The organism is Nitrosomonas communis, from assembly GCF_024102715.1.
Classification (GTDB): domain Bacteria; phylum Pseudomonadota; class Gammaproteobacteria; order Burkholderiales; family Nitrosomonadaceae; genus Nitrosomonas; species Nitrosomonas communis_B.
The window spans coordinates 1-15,995 of sequence record NZ_JAGFJM010000060.1 but is presented as its reverse complement, the minus strand read 5'-3'; the positions used below and the strand labels follow the sequence as shown (position 1 = coordinate 15,995).

Below are 15,995 nucleotides of genomic sequence, written 5' to 3'. Positions count from 1 at the left end.
AAAAATAAAGTAGAGTCTCTTATCTAATAATTAAAATTAGAAATAATTAGAAATAAAACAGGGAGGGTTGTTCATGAGTGCAAAGGGACAGTTGCTGCAAGATCCATTTTTAAATATTCTGCGGAAGGAGCATATTCCAGTATCGATTTACTTGGTCAATGGTATTAAACTGCAAGGACATATTGATTCATTTGATCAATATGTTGTGCTATTGAAAAATTCGGTTACACAAATGGTATACAAACATGCTATCTCAACAGTGGTTCCAGCGAGGGCTGTTGCTATTCCAATTGAAACATCCGTTGGACGTGATGACTGATCTCACAGAGTTCATAACAAGTAAGAATAACACTGCCATCTTAGTAAGTCTCGATCTAGGCGGTAGTGGTAAACAAAGCCTGGAAGAATTGCATCAGCTTGCCATAAGTGATCGACTTACGGTTGCGGCTGTCGTAGAAGGGAAGCGTTTGCGGCCTGATCCTGCTACCTATGTTGGTAGTGGCAAGATTGATGAAATCCATCAAATTTTGAGTCAAACCAATGCCTCACTGGTGATATTTAATCATGATCTTTCCCCGATACAACAGCGAAATCTGACTGAACGACTCCAGTGCCACGTTATTGATCGTACTAGTTTGATTCTTGATATTTTTGCGCAACGCGCTAAAAGTCGCGAAGGTAAATTGCAGGTTGAATTGGCTCAGTTAGAGCATCTTGCATCACGGTTAGTGCGGGGTTGGACACATCTGGAGCGACAAAAAGGAGGGATTGGTTTGCGTGGTCCGGGAGAAACGCAGCTTGAAACGGATCGGCGGTTACTTGCTAAGAGAGTTAAGTTTTTGAAGGAAAAACTTATAAAAGTTCAGCGTCAGCGAAAAGTTCAGCGACGCTCACGACAGCGCGCCAAAGTTATGTCTGTATCTATTGTTGGTTATACTAATGCAGGCAAGTCAACTCTGTTCAATAGTCTAACCTGCGCTCAGGCATATGCAGCTGATCAGTTATTTGCGACCCTAGATACGACGACACGAAAATTATTTATTCCGAATAGCGGGTATCTGGTTATTTCAGATACGGTTGGATTTATTCGTGAATTGCCTCATACCCTGGTTGCTGCATTTCGTGCTACGTTGGAAGAGACAGTGCAGGCTGATATGCTTTTACATGTGGTCGATGCAACTAGCCCGTGCCGCAAAGAGCAGATTGCGGAAGTAAATAAGCTGCTTAAGGAAATTGGAGCCGAAGCTATTCCACAAATTTTGATATTGAATAAAATTGATCGCGCAGAATCAAGCAGGACTGCGAGTTATGTGCGGGATGAGTATGGTAGAATAACGTGTATTCAGCTTAGTGCTAGGACGGGCGAAGGCTTAGAATTTATTAGACAGGCTTTGGCAGAAGCGATTGCACAGAATTCTGTGAGCCTAAGAGAGAGCTTCTTGGAAGTTGGGAGAGTGAGCGATGGTAGTGCTACAGCTTTTTTAGAACGAGAGAAAGGATTAAACTATCATGGGATTAAATGATCCGCAATGGGGGAGAAGAAAAGGTAATTCTAGTCCACCAGATCTGGATGACATACTGCGTAACATCAGCAAAAGGATTAACGAGCTTTTTGGCCGAAGGAAGGGTGGTGGTGATGAAGGGACTGGAGGTGAAGGTCCCAAAAAACAAAGTGCCGGAAATGTCATGATCATCGTCTTCCTGCTGCTGATTGTTTGGGGAGGCAGCGGTTTTTACATTGTTGACGAGGGTCAGCGCGGCGTAGTACTTCGCTTCGGTAAGCATGTTGATACCACGCAGGCGGGATTGCGTTGGCATACGCCTTATCCGATCGAGAAAGTGGAAACTGTCAATGTTAGCCAGGTGCGCACAGTTGAAATTGGTTACCGGAACAATGTTAGAAGCAAAGTACTGAAAGAGTCGTTGATGTTGACCGATGACGAAAACATTATCGATATTCAGTTTGCAGTACAATACATTTTAAATAGCCCTGAGAACTTCCTGTTTAATAATCGTGATCCTGATACTGCTGTGCTGCAAGTGGCTGAAACGGCTATTCGTGAGGTTATCGGTAAAAGCAAGATGGATTTTGTTTTGTACGAGGGGCGTGAGGAGGTAACTGCCCGCACAACGCAAATAATGCAGACTATTCTGGATCGCTATCAGATAGGTGTTATTATTAATAGAGTAACGATGCAGAATGCACAACCGCCAGAACAAGTCCAAGCAGCATTCGATGATGCAGTTAAGGCTGGACAGGATAGAGAACGGCAACGTAATGAAGGGCAAGCTTATGCTAATGATGTGATTCCTAGGGCGAGAGGTGGTGCAGCGCGCTTACTGGAAGAGGCAAGCGGATATCAACAGCGTGTTATTTCTAGCGCAGAGGGTGATGTTAGCCGTTTCGAGAAAGTCCTCGCCGAATACAGTAAGGCACCAGGCGTGACGCGTGATCGTCTCTATCTAGATACGATGCAGCAAGTGCTTGCTAATACTAGTAAAATTCTGGTTGATCAGAAGAGTGGAAGCAACTTGTTATACCTCCCATTGGATAAATTAATCCAGATGGACGGAACACCGCCAAGACCGGTCATGCCAATGCAAACTCAACCAGCTCCAGAAGCACCTGATGTGAGCGCGCGTACACGTGAGTCATTCCGCAGTCGTGAACGAGAGGTAAGATAAAATGGGAAAATTATCGTCAGTATTATCAAGCATAGTCGTTGTACTAGTTTTAGTGGCAAGCTCAGCAATATACATTGTTGATGAGCGGGAACAGGCGATTTTATTTCAACTGGGGGAAGTGGTTGACGTAAAAACTACACCAGGATTGTATTTTAAGATTCCGATAGCGCAGAACGTGCGCTACTTTGATTCACGTATTCTCACCTTGGATACAGAAGAACCAGAACGCTTTATTACTTCAGAAAAGAAGAATGTTCTGGTGGATTTGTTTGTGAAATGGCGTATCGTTGATGTAAAACAATATTATATCAGTGTACGTGGTGATGAAACGTTGGCAAAAACACGTTTGGCGCAAACCGTAAATTCGAGTATGCGCGATGAATTTGGTAATCGAACAGTGCACGACGTGGTTTCAGGCGAGCGCGACAAGATTATGGAAATCATGCGTCAGAAAGCTAATATAGATGCCAAGAAAATTGGTGTTGAGGTGGTGGATGTGCGTTTAAAACGTGTTGACTTACCACAAGAAGTTAGCGAATCAGTGTATCGTAGAATGGAAGCTGCGCGGAAACGGGTAGCCAATGAGTTGCGCTCAACAGGTGCTGCAGAAGCTGAAAAGATTCGTGCAGAAGCCGATCGGCAACGTGAAGTAATATTGGCGGAAGCTTATCGGGAGGCACAGAAAATTATGGGGGAAGGAGACGGTCAAGCCGCTGCAATATATGCAGGTACCTTTGAAAAGAACCCAGAGTTTTATGCATTCTATAGAAGTATGGAAGCTTACAAACAATCCTTTAAGAATAAGGGCGATATGTTAGTACTTGAACCCAACTCAGAATTCTTTAAATATATGAATAGTACGGCAAATAAAAAATAGCAGTGCTAGCAAGGTAAATAGTGTTATGGAGAACACTAAATCATCAAGAGTTTCATTGGAGATATTGTTGTATGTGGGATACCTTTCTGATGGCCATTGCATTAATGTTGGTGTTGGAAGGTATTCTTCCTTTTACATTCCCTAATGCTTGGCGCGATACTTTTAGAAAAATCATAGAGCTGGATGATAACCAAATCCGATTTATTGGGTTGACTTCTATGGTGATAGGGCTGATTGTGCTCTATTTAGTGAATTAAGTTCTTGTAATGCCTTCCTTTATTAAGTAGTCGATAAATTAAGCAGTTGCTAGATTATAAAAATGCGTAACTGGCTTCTTCCTGAATATGTCGAGGATGTTCTGCCATCTGAGGCATTGCGTATTGAAAAAATGCGCCGCAGCATCCTGGATTTGCTCCTTGTGCATGGCTATCAGTATGTTATTCCACCATTGTTGGAATATGTGGAATCATTATTGTCGGGTAGCGGAAGCGATATGAATCTACGCATGTTCAAGGTACTAGATCAACTAAGCGGTAGAATGATGGGAGTGCGGGCAGACAGTACACCGCAAACTGCACGGATAGATGCGCATTTAATGAATGCTAAAGGAGTAACTCGCCTTTGTTACGCAAATAGCGTACTACATACTGTTCCATGCGAAATTACCCGCACCCGTGAACCATTTCAGATAGGCGCTGAGTTATATGGCCACTCTGGTTTGGAAAGCGATCTTGAGATTCAACGATTAATGCTGAGATGCCTTGCTGTATCAGGGATTGACGAGATCCGCCTCGATCTTGGACATGTGACTATTTTTCGAAGTCTGATTAAGGATTCAGATATTCTTCCTGAGTTTGAAGTAGATTTGTACAATGTATTGCAAACTAAGGACACTGCTGCTCTGAGGGAGTTGTTATGTAGTGGACTAGATCGGCGACTGGATAAGCATGTCCGGGATGCACTGATGCTTCTTCCTGAATTATATGGTGGTAGAGAAATACTTATGCATGCTCGAAAAATGCTTCCTAGTCATCCAGAAATTGAAAGTGCACTAAGCCAACTCGAGGCTATTGAGGAAGAATTGGAAGCATATGTGGATACAATAACATTCGATTTATCCGATTTGCGTGGCTACCATTACCACACTGGGATGGTATTTGCTGCTTATGCGCAAGGAAGTGCGAATGCAATTGCCTTGGGTGGGCGCTACGATGAGATAGGTAAAGCATTTGGAAGGGCAAGGCCAGCGACGGGATTTAGTATGGATCTGCGGGAATTATCGCGATTGATCAGCCCAGATACTTGTCCCAGAGGGATCCTGGCGCCTTATAAAAGAAATGACAAAGAACTGGAAAAAATAATTGAGCAATTACGAAATGAAGGTCATATCGTTATAACCGAGTTACCGGGAAATGAAATCGAAAAAGATGCCCTCTACTATGACAGAAAACTTATCTTACACAATGGTGTATGGGAAGTAGTGGGAATTTAAAATATCCATATACATCAAGATAAAGGGATTCTGAGATATGACCAAGAATGTGGTAGTCATTGGAACGCAATGGGGGGATGAAGGAAAAGGCAAGATAGTCGACTGGCTAACTGATCATGCTGCCGGTGTTGTTCGTTTCCAGGGTGGTCATAATGCAGGCCATACACTGGTAATTGATAATGAAAAAATTGTTTTGCACCTCGTTCCTTCTGGAATTTTGCGTGAGAACGTTATTTGTTATATTGGTAATGGCGTTGTATTGTCACCACAAGCCTTGCTTGAAGAAATTGATATGCTGGAAGAAGCAGGCATTGACGTATGCCAAAGACTACGAATAAGCGAAGCCTGTCCGCTTATATTACCTCATCATATTGCGCTCGATAATGCACGTGAAACAGCTAGAGGATTAGACAAAATCGGCACTACTGGCCGGGGTATTGGCCCTGCCTATGAAGATAAAGTCGCGCGGCGTGCAATACGTTTGCAAGATTTGCTCTGCCGTGAACGATTCATAGTTAAACTGGAGGAAATACTCGATTATCATAATTTTATCCTGAGGAATTATTACCACGCGCCTACAGTAGATCTCAATAGGACAATTGATGAAAGTCTTATTGAGGCTGAGCGTATCAGGCCGATGGTAGCTGATGTGCCACAATTACTATTTGAAACCAATAGAGAAGGTAACAATCTTTTGTTTGAGGGTGCCCAGGGAGCATTGTTAGATATTGATCATGGCACTTACCCGTTTGTGACATCCAGTAATTGTATTGCTGGCGCGGCAGCATCCGGTAGTGGAGTAGGGCCACAGATGTTGCATTATGTGCTGGGTATTACTAAAGCGTATACCACGCGTGTGGGCTCAGGTCCATTTCCTACCGAACTTAATGATGCTGTGGGTGAGCATTTGGCTAATCGTGGCAATGAATTTGGTGCGACAACGGGACGCCGCCGTCGTTGTGGCTGGTTTGACGCAGTAGCAATGAAGCGCTCTACTCAGATAAACGGTGTATCAGGTTTATGCATTACCAAATTAGATGTCCTTGATGGTGTTGAGACCTTGAAACTTTGTGTGGGTTATAGATTAAACAGTAGCAATACTACAAGAAGAGGATCTCTTAGCATCTTGCCAGTAGGCGCTGAAGAACTGATAGCTTGTGAACCTATCTATGAAGAAATGCCTGGCTGGATCGAGAATACTCAAGGTTTAAGAGATTTTAAGCAATTGCCCAAAGCTGCGCAAAATTATCTAAAACGTTTGGAAGAAATCTGTGAAGTGCCAATAGATATGATTTCAACAGGGCCTGATCGTGAAGAAACTATTGTTTTCAGGCATCCATTTGACGAGTAATCTGTTCATTTTTTATTGGTTGCTGTCTTGTGTTCTCCATTCCTGAAGGAGAGTACTGGAAAGCTCATTCCACTTTTTTCTAGCCGCCTCCATTCTCGCATTCGCATCTTTAGATTTCTCGTATGCAATTTCGAGGTCCTTTTCGGCCTCTGCTACCATTTGTTTAAAATGCTGCAATCGTTCCTTTTTAGCTTCGGTTTGTTGTTCGGCAGTTTTTGCTTCGCTTTCAGCCTGTTTCATCTGTTTGTACGCAAAACTAGTTTTTTGCTGCAGACTCAGAATATCTTCCGCAAAAACTGTTGGTAATAATGTAAAGTTCAGTAAAAAAAATGTGAGGTACTTCATTCTTCACCTCTACCAACCAGATTGGTTCAAAAAATCATATGTGTTTAAGTAAGCAGATTAACAAAAAATTGATTCTGTTAGTGCAATTGCACTTAGGGAGATTATACTGCACATTATTTTGATATCTCAGAGAGATAAATTTCCCGCTTTGCGGAAGAGTATTTGATTTATTTATATATGTAGAAATGCTGAAATATTTTGGGAGATTATTTAATGCCATTAAAACGGATTAATGTAGTATTCGTATTAATTATACTGATATCGAGTATTTCTTTAAGCTTGCTAGCTAACACAGTGCAAGCATCATGCACTGGATGTCTTTGCCCGGGTGACCCTTGCCGGCTATGCCCTTTACCTCCAATGACTACTGACAAGGCTACAGAAGATGACCCAGAAACCTGCAAAAGCATCCGAAAAGAAGTAACTCCAATCTCTTCTCCCCCTGGAACTAACGAATATTTTGCTAGCCTTGATAAATCAACAATGGCTTGTATTAAAAACGGTGGTGATGTAATTAAAAACTCTCGTCGTAGTGAACTCTTTCCTTCAAGGGTTTATTGTAAACCCTATATTCCTGCAGCACCGAAATAGTTTATGCGCTACTAACCTATGTTAGTTGATTGCTCTGGCTGTTATTTTGAGTATGGTAAGATGAGCGCATTTGGCTATGAGTTATTCGGTAGATTGCTGCATTCAGGATACTAGGTGCAAGTATTTTTAGTTAGTAGTGTCGCGGATAATATCAGAGTAAGAAACTAAATCATGCTATTAGCAATTTTTGTAGATTTTTGATCTTGAGAAAAATAAGCCAGCCAGGAATCAATAGCCATTTTTTATCTGGGCTGTAGGTTCAGAAATCTGAAGATTTCTCGTGATTAACTGATTGAAATTAACAAACTAAATATTTTATGCTAAACAATTTGCTTAAAAAGATCTTTGGTAGCCGCAATGACCGCTTGGTCAAGCAATATTTCCAAACTGTACGTGCTATCAACGAATTAGAATCGACTATCGCACCTTTGTCCGATGGTGATCTTCGTAGCAAGACTCATGAATTCAAGCAACGCATTTCCAATGGTGAAGCACTTGACGCGCTGTTACCAGAGGCATTTGCGGTAGTGCGAGAAGCGGGCAAGCGCGTGTTGGGCATGCGTCACTTTGATGTACAGTTAATTGGAGGAATGGTATTGCATGATGGCAAGATAGCTGAAATGCGTACCGGTGAAGGCAAAACGCTAATGGCGACGTTGCCTGCTTATCTCAATGCCTTGACAGGACTAGGCGTGCATATAGTGACGGTCAATGATTATCTTGCCAGACGTGATGCGGACTGGATGGGTCAAATCTACCAGTTCCTTGGTCTATCAGTAGGGGTAATTATTTCGCAAATGGCGCAAGACACAAAGCAAGCTGCTTATGCTGCCGATATTACCTATGGTACTAATAATGAATATGGTTTTGATTACTTACGTGACAACATGGTTGGCAACCGAGCTGAGCGTGTGCAACGTATGCTTAATTTTGCAATTGTTGATGAAGTCGATTCGATTTTGATCGATGAGGCACGTACCCCATTAATCATATCTGGTCAGGCTGAAGGTGATACAGAGATTTACGTACGTATTAATGCATTAATACCTGAGCTTATCCGTCAGGAAACAGAGAAGGGGCCGGGTGACTATAGTGTTGATGAAAAATCCCAGCAAGTGCTATTGAGCGAGGCGGGATTTGAACATGCTGAGAAATTGCTTGCCAAGGGTGGATTGCTGGCGCCTGGCTCAAGTCTTTATGATCCTGTCAATATCAATTTGATTCATCATCTCAATGCAGCATTACGCGCACATGCTTTATATAATCGTGATCAGCATTATGTGGTGCAAAGTGGTGAGGTAATTATTGTTGATGAGTTTACAGGGCGCTTAATGCCTGGAAGGCGATGGTCAGAAGGACTTCATCAGGCTGTTGAGGCAAAAGAGAATGTTTCTATTCAGAAAGAAAATCAAACGCTTGCTTCGATTACGTTTCAGAATTATTTTCGCATGTATCACAAGCTTGCTGGTATGACAGGCACAGCGGATACAGAAGCTTTTGAATTTCAGCAAATCTATGGACTCGAGACGGTAGTTATTCCAACACACCGCCCGATGATTCGCGAAGATCGGATGGATCAAGTCTTTCGTACCATGAAAGAAAAACATCAGGCTATTTTAGAAGATATTAAGGATTGCTATCAGCGTGGACAGCCAGCGCTTGTTGGTACAACTTCTATTGAGAATAACGAATTGCTTTCCTCTTTGCTAGACAAAGAGAAATTGCCGCATCAGGTTCTTAACGCGAAGCACCATGCCGGTGAAGCAGATATTATTGCTCAGGCAGGCAGGCCTAAAATGATTACGATTGCAACTAACATGGCCGGACGCGGTACTGATATTGTATTGGGGGGTAATCCAGAGCCAGAATTTCATCGTATCCGTTCAGATGAAACGCTTGATGAGGAAGCTAAAGCAAAGCGCGTTGCTGAGATACAAAAAGCATGGCAGGAACAGCACGATGAAGTAATCAAACTGGGTGGATTACACATCATAGGTACGGAACGGCATGAGTCGCGCAGAATTGACAATCAGTTGCGGGGACGTGCTGGGCGACAAGGTGACTCTGGTTCGAGTCGTTTCTATCTTTCGCTTGAAGATCCTCTTCTGCGTATTTTTGCATCCGACCGAGTGGCAAGCATCATGACACGGCTTAAAATGCCTGAGGGAGAAGCGATAGAGCATCCGTGGGTAACACGTGCAATAGAAAATGCGCAACGGAAAGTTGAGGCTAGAAACTTTGATATTCGTAAGCAATTGCTTGAATTTGATGATGTTGCCAATGATCAGCGTAAGGTGATTTATCAACAGCGTAATGAATTGTTGGAAGCAGAAGAAGACATTACGGAGACAATAACGGCTATCCAAGAAAGTGTAATCAGCAATCTTTTTTATCGCTATATACCACCTCAGAGTATAGAAGAACAGTGGGATATTGCCGGGTTAGAAAAAGCTTTGGCAAGTGATTACCATCTTCATTTACCCATTCATGATTGGCTGGATAAAGAATCTGATTTGCATGCGGAGAATTTGCTGGAAAGAGTGATGGAAGCGGCGAGTGCACATTATCAAAGCAAATCAGAGATGGTTGGCGGTCATCTGATGCATCAGTACGAGCGGGCAGTCATGCTGCATAGTCTTGATACTCATTGGCGAGAGCATCTAGCTTCGCTAGATCATTTACGGCAGGGGATTCATTTGCGCGGTTATGCTCAAAAAAATCCGAAACAAGAATATAAACGAGAGGCTTTCGAGTTATTTGCTAATATGCTAGAAGAGATTAAGAGTGATGTGACCAAAATACTCATGACCGTTCAGATAAGGAACGAGCAGCAGGTCGAAACAGCAACCGAAGCGACTCACTCACCTCTTAATATGCAATATCATCATGCGGCTTATGAAGAAGTGATAGATCAGAAACAACAGGACAGCCAGGAAAAACCACAACCTTTTGTCCGTAAGAGCAATAAAGTTGGTCGCAATGATCCTTGTCCCTGTGGTTCTGGGAAGAAATATAAACAGTGTCATGGTAAACTTAAATAATAAATGATTGATATACTGGCTATCTTTATCTTTTGAAGGCGGCATCACGATCTGGTGCTAATTAAAGGTTGCTTACTAGGCTAGCTTAGGAACTCTCCGTTATTCATGTGAGCAATCGAAGCTTCAGCGAATTTTCTTTATTCAAGAAATACCACCCAAGTGCTTGCCCCCAGTCGAATTATCTGCCAATGCTTTGAATCACGGGTTTATCAGTTAAGTGTATTAGGACGCGCTTAATAAGCTACACTTTTGGTTGTAGCCTGCTCCATGCTGGTGCTGACAATGTACTCATTTTAGGGTGCAATTCGCATCGCTATGGAGTAGAGTAATTTGCCATTGATATAAGAGATATTAGATTGGCAGGTTTATATATTACCCTGTTATGTAAAGGGCTATGTTATACTTAAAAAGTATACTTCTTAGGTGTATAACGTTCTTTGAATGTTTTAGAAGGTAAATATAAAGTTAAATAACAGGCTGGTCGATTCTTAGTAGGAGTCGATTCTGGGTAGAAAATTCATTGGATGGAATTATTAAAAAATGGCAGACAGTAGTGGTGAGATGAATAGTCGGCGTCGTTTTCTAGTACTGGCCACATCTGTGGCAGGCACAATTGCCGGTGTTGCAGTGGCAACTCCATTTGTGTTAAGTATGATGCCTAGTGAACGCGCTAAAGCAGCTGGAGCGCCAGTAGAAGTGGATATTAGCAAGTTGGAACCAGGTATGTTGCTGATGGTTGAATGGCGGGGAAAAGTGGTGTGGGTTCTTAAGCGTACACAAGAAATGCTGGAAAATCTGAAGAAAATAGAAAACCAACTGGCTGATCCAAGTTCGGAGAAAAAACAGCAGCCAGCTTATGCGCAGAATGCGACACGTTCTATTAAACCTGAAATTCTGGTGGTAGAAGGTGTGTGTACGCACCTTGGTTGCTCTCCAGTATTTAGAAAGGATATTGCTCCTGCTGATTTAGGCGCTGATTGGCTAGGCGGTTTTTTCTGCCCATGTCACGGTTCAAAATTTGATTTGGCAGGACGGGTTTATAAGAGTGTTCCGGCTCCTACCAATTTGATTGTGCCACCTCATACTTATTTGAGCGAAAATCAGCTTCTAATCGGCTCTGAAAGCAAGGAATCTGTATAAAATGAGTAAACAAGAAAATTCGATGATGGAATGGATTGATAAGCGCTTCCCAATGACTGCTACTTGGAGAGCGCATCTTTCTGAATATTATGCTCCTAAGAATTTTAATTTCTGGTATTACTTTGGTTCACTAGCGATGCTTGTGCTGGTTAATCAATTAATTACTGGTATTTTTCTTACTATGAGTTATAAGCCTGATGCGAGTCTTGCATTTGCATCAGTTGAATACATCATGCGCGATGTGAACTTTGGCTGGTTAATCCGCTATATGCATTCTACTGGGGCCTCCATGTTTTTTGTGGTTGTCTATCTGCACATGTTCCGGGGAATGATGTATGGCTCCTATCGCAAACCACGTGAGCTTTTATGGCTGATAGGCATGGCAATTTTTTTCGTGTTGATGAGTCTGGCGTTCACGGGATATATTTTGCCTTGGGGGCAAATGTCTTATTGGGGTGCCCAGGTTATTGTGAGCATGTTTGGAGCAATTCCATTTATTGGTGAAACATTATCAAACTGGATTTTGGGAGACTTTATGCTCTCAGATGCAGCGCTTAACCGTTTTTTTGCATATCATGTGGTGACATTGCCCTTGTTAATTATTGTGCTGGTATTTGTTCATATCATCGCATTGCATGAAGTGGGCTCCAATAATCCAGACGGAATAGAAATCAAGGCCAATAAGGATCCGAAAACAGGAATCCCGGTGGATGGAATACCATTTCATCCGTACTACTCCGTAAAGGATATATTTGGAGTAGTAGCTTTTCTAATTGTGTTTTGTGGCATTATATTTTTCGTTCCTGAGATGGGTGGATATTTTCTTGAGTATAATAATTTTATTCCTGCAAATACATTACAAACGCCTGATCATATTGCGCCTGTATGGTATTTCACTCCTTATTACTCTATGCTGAGGGCAGTTACAGTTAATTTTCTCTGGATAGATGCAAAATTGTGGGGCGTTATCTTGATGGCGGCGGCAGTAATTATCTTTTGTTTCTTGCCATGGCTAGATCGTAGTCCTGTAAAATCAATACGTTACAAAGGACCCATCTTTAAGTTTGCGCTCACACTTTTTGTAATAAGTTTTCTTGTGCTTGGCTGGCTTGGTACAAAAGCGCCAACTCCTTTGTATACATTATTAGCTCAAATATTTACGGTTATTTATTTTGCATTTTTTATTCTTATGCCATGGTATAGCAAGATAGATAAAACAAAACCTGAACCAAAAAGAGTGACAAAATGAGATTAATAAAATTACTGCTTTTTTTTATCGGCCTGGCTCCAATTCTTGTTTTTGCTGCTGCTGACATAAAACTTGATAAGGCACCAATTGATACATCTGACAATGCCTCGTTGCAGCGTGGTGCGCAAAGTTTTGTTAATTATTGTTTAACTTGCCATGGTGCTAGCTATATGCGTTATAACCGGCATCAAGATATTGAGCTAACAAATCAAGAAATCAGTGAACGTCTCATTCATACTGGACAAAAGGTTGGTGATCTCATGTTAACTGCTATGAAGAAGAAGGAAGCTGAAGAATGGTTTGGAGTTGTTCCGCCCGATCTATCTATAATTGCTCGCTCCAGAGGTGCGGACTGGCTGTATACATATCTTAGAGCTTTTTACAAGGATGATTCGACCGCTTCAGGTTGGAATAATTTGATTTTTGATAGAGTTGCAATGCCGCATGTTTTGTATCAGTTACAAGGCCAGCAAGTGCTCGATGTTAAATCGGCTGATGATGGGAAAGGTGGCTCAGAAATTAAGAAATTGAAACTGAGTGTGCCTGGTGCTCTTTCCAAGCAAGAGTATGATAAATTTGCCGCAGATCTGGTAAACTACATGGTTTATTTGGGCGAGCCTCATGCGAATTTTCGTAAGAAGCTTGGGGCTATTGTTATGGCCTTCTTGCTTGCAATGCTTGGTTTGACTTATTTATTAAAACGTGAATATTGGAGAGATGTACACTAGTAAACTATTAAATCAAAATACTACGAAGACGTATAAGTCATCATGATGACGCTGTATTCCACTGCTACATGTCCTTTTAGCCATCGATGCCGCATCGTGCTGCATGAAAAGGATATGGATTTTCAGGTCATTGATGTAGATCCTCACAATAAGCCAGAGGATTTGGCTGTAATTAGTCCCTATGGTCGTGTTCCAGTTTTGATTGAGCGAGACCTTGTACTGTATGAGTCTAATATCATTAATGAGTACATCGATGACCGTTTTCCTCATCCTCAGCTAATGCCGGCAGAGCCAGTAATGCGCGCCCGTGCAAGACTGTTATTACATCGATTTGAACAAGAACTATTTTGCCATATTGAAGCTATCGAGCAGAATGATCAAAAGATAGCTGACAAAATGAGAGTAGCAATTGTTGATAGTCTGACAATGATCGCACCCATATTTGATAAACAAAAATACATGTTGGGTGATGAGTATTCCATGTTGGATGTGGCTATAGCGCCTTTACTATGGAGACTGGATCATTATGGAGTTCGCCTGCCAAAACAGGCAGCTCCATTACTCAAATACTCTGAACGATTATTCAGTAGACCATTATTTATTGATGCGCTAACACCTTCCGAGAAGTTAATGCGCAAATGAAGGTTGCTACGACTAAACCTTATTTAATACGAGCTATTTACGAGTGGTGTATCGATAATAGCTTGACTGCGTATATTTCTGTTGAAGTTAATCAAAATACATCTGTCCCTCATGCGTATGTAAAAGATGGTAAAATTACTCTGGATATCAGTCCTGTGGCTGCACGCGATCTTTTGATTAGCAATGATTCTATTCAATTTACGGCACGTTTTAGTGGTGCATCAAGGAAGATATTTGTACCAATTAGTGCAATCAAGGCCATATTTGCAAAAGAAATTAATCATAGCTTATTTTTTACTCTTGAAACTGTGCAAAGAACATCTTATGTTTTTGAGAGTGATGATGCAAATCGCTTGGGGCCTTTGTCAGATGATTATTTATCCCATAAAGATGAGTGTGAACGCACTCACTTAAAAATCGTTAAATAAAATAGGTTAACTTGTTATAATTTAATATTTATAATTTTAGATTATTTATTGTTAACATATTTATTTAAACATGCCGGCATAGCTCAGATGGTAGAGCAGCTGATTTGTAATCAGAAGGTCCCGAGTTCGATTCTTGGTGTCGGCACCAAGTAAATTAAAAGCTTACTCCATTGCTATTCCAAAAGTGAATTGATAATCCATGGCCATGCAACGATGGATTGAACACATTCACGATCTTTTTCCATGTCACGCATTGCTTGCTTCCAGATGATTCTCAAGTGCGTCCAAGCTGTCGAATACACGGTTATGGAATGATTTCTCCCGTAACTTATCCCAAAGATTCTCAACAGAATTGAGTTTCGGTGAGTAGGGCTGCAGCATGAGCAAGCATAGATTATGTGGAAGCTTAAGGGTGTGACTACGATGCCATCCTGCCCCATCGAGCACTAGGGTAATCCGGTCATTTGGATGACGCGACGCTACTTCGTCTGCCCTGCAAAATTCACACGGCTGCTTAGCATGCCGAGAATTCATATCAACAGTTGGAAATTTACCCTTTATAGAGCTGACCAGCTGAAGCAATAAAAGGTGCAAAAAAGCCGCCTTCAGTCCCATACGAACCATTGCTCGCAGCAACCAGCGTAGGTTGTAACCCGTTGCACACAGTATTGCATGGAGCGCATCGCCCAGTTTGCTCTGTAACTAACAACGATCCATTCGGTGATCCGATTTTAGGTGTCCGATTGCTGACTTCACGGCCTGGCCCCGCTTAAGCCATCGTCGCTGCTGCTTCGTCAGTGACTTGTATTTGCCCCGATGGATGATTTCCATGTTCGGATTATCAATATGCGCTCCCCGGAAGCCGAGATTCGCACCTGCTTCGGCGTTGCGTTTGAATCTTGCGTAAGCATTCAGCGTGACCATTTAAACACAGATAATCCAGCCCATTATATTCCCAGACATATTTCAGGAGGATAATTGATATGGCATTAACGCTACACAAACATAACCATATAGAAGCCTGGCAGGTCAGCGGCTTATCGCAAAGGACTTATTGTCAGCGGTATGGCCTGAATGCCAAAACATTTGGTAACTGGCTGCGAATTTACCGTGCTGAACGGATAAACGCAGAAGTGCCGATGCTAATTCCAGTAAAAGTAAAGTCGACAGCTTCATCAATGGAATCATTGTATCTGCGCGGATCCAAGGGTCATACACTGCAATTGCCAGCCAATGTTTCACCGCAATGGTTGGGGGAATTGTTGAAATGCCTGGATTGATTGTTCATCCTGGGCAAGTTTGGCTGGTGGTTAAGCCGGTGGATATGCGTTGTGTATCGATGGTTTATCGATGATCGTGCAACAGGCGTTAGCGCATTCACCATGTGCAGAATCAGCATTTGTGTTTAGCAATCGTGCTGGCAATC

General features: G+C 42.1%; 17 protein-coding genes, 1 tRNA gene and 2 pseudogenes. 17 read left to right on the top strand and 3 right to left on the bottom strand.

Annotated features, from left to right (window positions below; translation table 11 throughout):
* Nucleotides 1-73: 73 nt before the first annotated feature.
* The 7 genes from hfq (at nt 74) to J5I83_RS05780 (ending at nt 6,405) form a co-directional block, all read left to right on the top strand.
* Nucleotides 74-319: an RNA chaperone Hfq gene (hfq, locus tag J5I83_RS05810; RefSeq protein WP_304054097.1), complete on the top strand. Its 246-nt coding sequence runs from the start codon at nt 74-76 to the stop codon at nt 317-319.
* Entirely contained in the window at nt 312-1,523 is a 1,212-nt protein-coding gene (gene hflX, locus J5I83_RS05805; RefSeq protein WP_304054094.1) for a GTPase HflX, read from the top strand. Before hfq ends, hflX begins: the two co-directional genes overlap by 8 nt.
* Nucleotides 1,510-2,685, top strand: coding sequence for an FtsH protease activity modulator HflK (gene hflK / locus J5I83_RS05800; RefSeq protein WP_304054093.1), 1,176 nt, complete (start codon nt 1,510-1,512; stop codon nt 2,683-2,685). Before hflX ends, hflK begins: the two co-directional genes overlap by 14 nt.
* Nucleotide 2,686: 1 nt before the next feature.
* Complete coding sequence (hflC, locus tag J5I83_RS05795) at nt 2,687-3,562, top strand: protease modulator HflC (protein WP_304054090.1); 876 nt, start codon at nt 2,687-2,689, stop codon at nt 3,560-3,562.
* Between the two features lie 71 nt (nt 3,563-3,633).
* A complete protein-coding gene (locus J5I83_RS05790; protein WP_304054087.1) occupies nt 3,634-3,819 on the top strand; it encodes a DUF2065 domain-containing protein in 186 nt (61 codons plus the stop codon).
* A gap of 62 nt (nt 3,820-3,881) precedes the next feature.
* Complete coding sequence (locus J5I83_RS05785; protein WP_304054085.1) at nt 3,882-5,054, top strand: ATP phosphoribosyltransferase regulatory subunit; 1,173 nt, start codon at nt 3,882-3,884, stop codon at nt 5,052-5,054.
* 37 nt (nt 5,055-5,091) lie between these two features.
* The gene (locus J5I83_RS05780; protein ID WP_304054082.1) at nt 5,092-6,405 is read left to right on the top strand and encodes an adenylosuccinate synthase; all 1,314 of its coding nucleotides are present in this window, start codon (nt 5,092-5,094) and stop codon (nt 6,403-6,405) included.
* A 12-nt stretch (nt 6,406-6,417) separates the two neighbouring features.
* Here the strand turns inward: J5I83_RS05780 and J5I83_RS05775 are convergent, their stop codons facing one another.
* Entirely contained in the window at nt 6,418-6,750 is a 333-nt protein-coding gene (locus J5I83_RS05775; protein WP_304054081.1) for a hypothetical protein, read from the bottom strand.
* A gap of 360 nt (nt 6,751-7,110) precedes the next feature.
* On the opposite strand from J5I83_RS05775, the gene J5I83_RS05770 reads away from it, so the two are divergent.
* From J5I83_RS05770 to J5I83_RS05735, 8 genes are all read left to right on the top strand, one after another.
* Nucleotides 7,111-7,341, top strand: a complete 231-nt coding sequence (locus J5I83_RS05770) for a hypothetical protein (RefSeq protein ID WP_304054079.1) — start codon at nt 7,111-7,113, stop codon at nt 7,339-7,341.
* A 317-nt stretch (nt 7,342-7,658) separates the two neighbouring features.
* Nucleotides 7,659-10,382, top strand: a complete 2,724-nt coding sequence (gene secA, locus J5I83_RS05765; RefSeq protein ID WP_304054076.1) for a preprotein translocase subunit SecA — start codon at nt 7,659-7,661, stop codon at nt 10,380-10,382.
* Nucleotides 10,383-10,922: 540 nt separating this feature from the next.
* Complete coding sequence (petA, locus tag J5I83_RS05760) at nt 10,923-11,522, top strand: ubiquinol-cytochrome c reductase iron-sulfur subunit (protein WP_304054074.1); 600 nt, start codon at nt 10,923-10,925, stop codon at nt 11,520-11,522.
* Nucleotide 11,523: 1 nt separating this feature from the next.
* The gene (locus J5I83_RS05755) at nt 11,524-12,771 is read left to right on the top strand and encodes a cytochrome bc complex cytochrome b subunit (RefSeq protein WP_304054072.1); all 1,248 of its coding nucleotides are present in this window, start codon (nt 11,524-11,526) and stop codon (nt 12,769-12,771) included.
* Complete coding sequence (locus J5I83_RS05750; RefSeq protein WP_304054069.1) at nt 12,768-13,499, top strand: cytochrome c1; 732 nt, start codon at nt 12,768-12,770, stop codon at nt 13,497-13,499. The genes J5I83_RS05755 and J5I83_RS05750 overlap by 4 nt, the downstream gene beginning before the upstream one ends.
* Before the next feature lie 42 nt (nt 13,500-13,541).
* On the top strand, nt 13,542-14,141 hold the full coding sequence (locus tag J5I83_RS05745; RefSeq protein WP_304054067.1) for a glutathione S-transferase N-terminal domain-containing protein: 600 nt from the start codon (nt 13,542-13,544) through the stop codon (nt 14,139-14,141).
* A complete protein-coding gene (locus J5I83_RS05740) occupies nt 14,138-14,569 on the top strand; it encodes a ClpXP protease specificity-enhancing factor (RefSeq protein WP_304054065.1) in 432 nt (143 codons plus the stop codon). The genes J5I83_RS05745 and J5I83_RS05740 overlap by 4 nt, the downstream gene beginning before the upstream one ends.
* Nucleotides 14,570-14,641: 72 nt before the next feature.
* Nucleotides 14,642-14,717, top strand: a tRNA-Thr gene (locus J5I83_RS05735).
* A gap of 98 nt (nt 14,718-14,815) precedes the next feature.
* Here J5I83_RS05735 and J5I83_RS05730 read toward each other — a convergent pair.
* Together J5I83_RS05730 and J5I83_RS05725 are read right to left on the bottom strand one after the other, a co-directional pair.
* On the bottom strand, nt 14,816-15,103 hold the full coding sequence (locus J5I83_RS05730) for a transposase (protein WP_304054156.1): 288 nt from the start codon (nt 15,101-15,103) through the stop codon (nt 14,816-14,818).
* 69 nt (nt 15,104-15,172) lie between these two features.
* Nucleotides 15,173-15,480, bottom strand: a pseudogene (locus tag J5I83_RS05725) (IS5/IS1182 family transposase); the annotation flags it as partial.
* Nucleotides 15,481-15,552: 72 nt separating this feature from the next.
* Here J5I83_RS05725 and J5I83_RS05720 point away from each other — a divergent pair.
* Both J5I83_RS05720 and J5I83_RS14510 read left to right on the top strand, forming a co-directional pair.
* Entirely contained in the window at nt 15,553-15,849 is a 297-nt protein-coding gene (locus J5I83_RS05720; RefSeq protein ID WP_304054062.1) for an IS66 family insertion sequence element accessory protein TnpB, read from the top strand.
* A 70-nt stretch (nt 15,850-15,919) separates the two neighbouring features.
* Nucleotides 15,920-15,995: pseudogene (locus J5I83_RS14510) on the top strand (IS66 family insertion sequence element accessory protein TnpB); the annotation flags it as partial.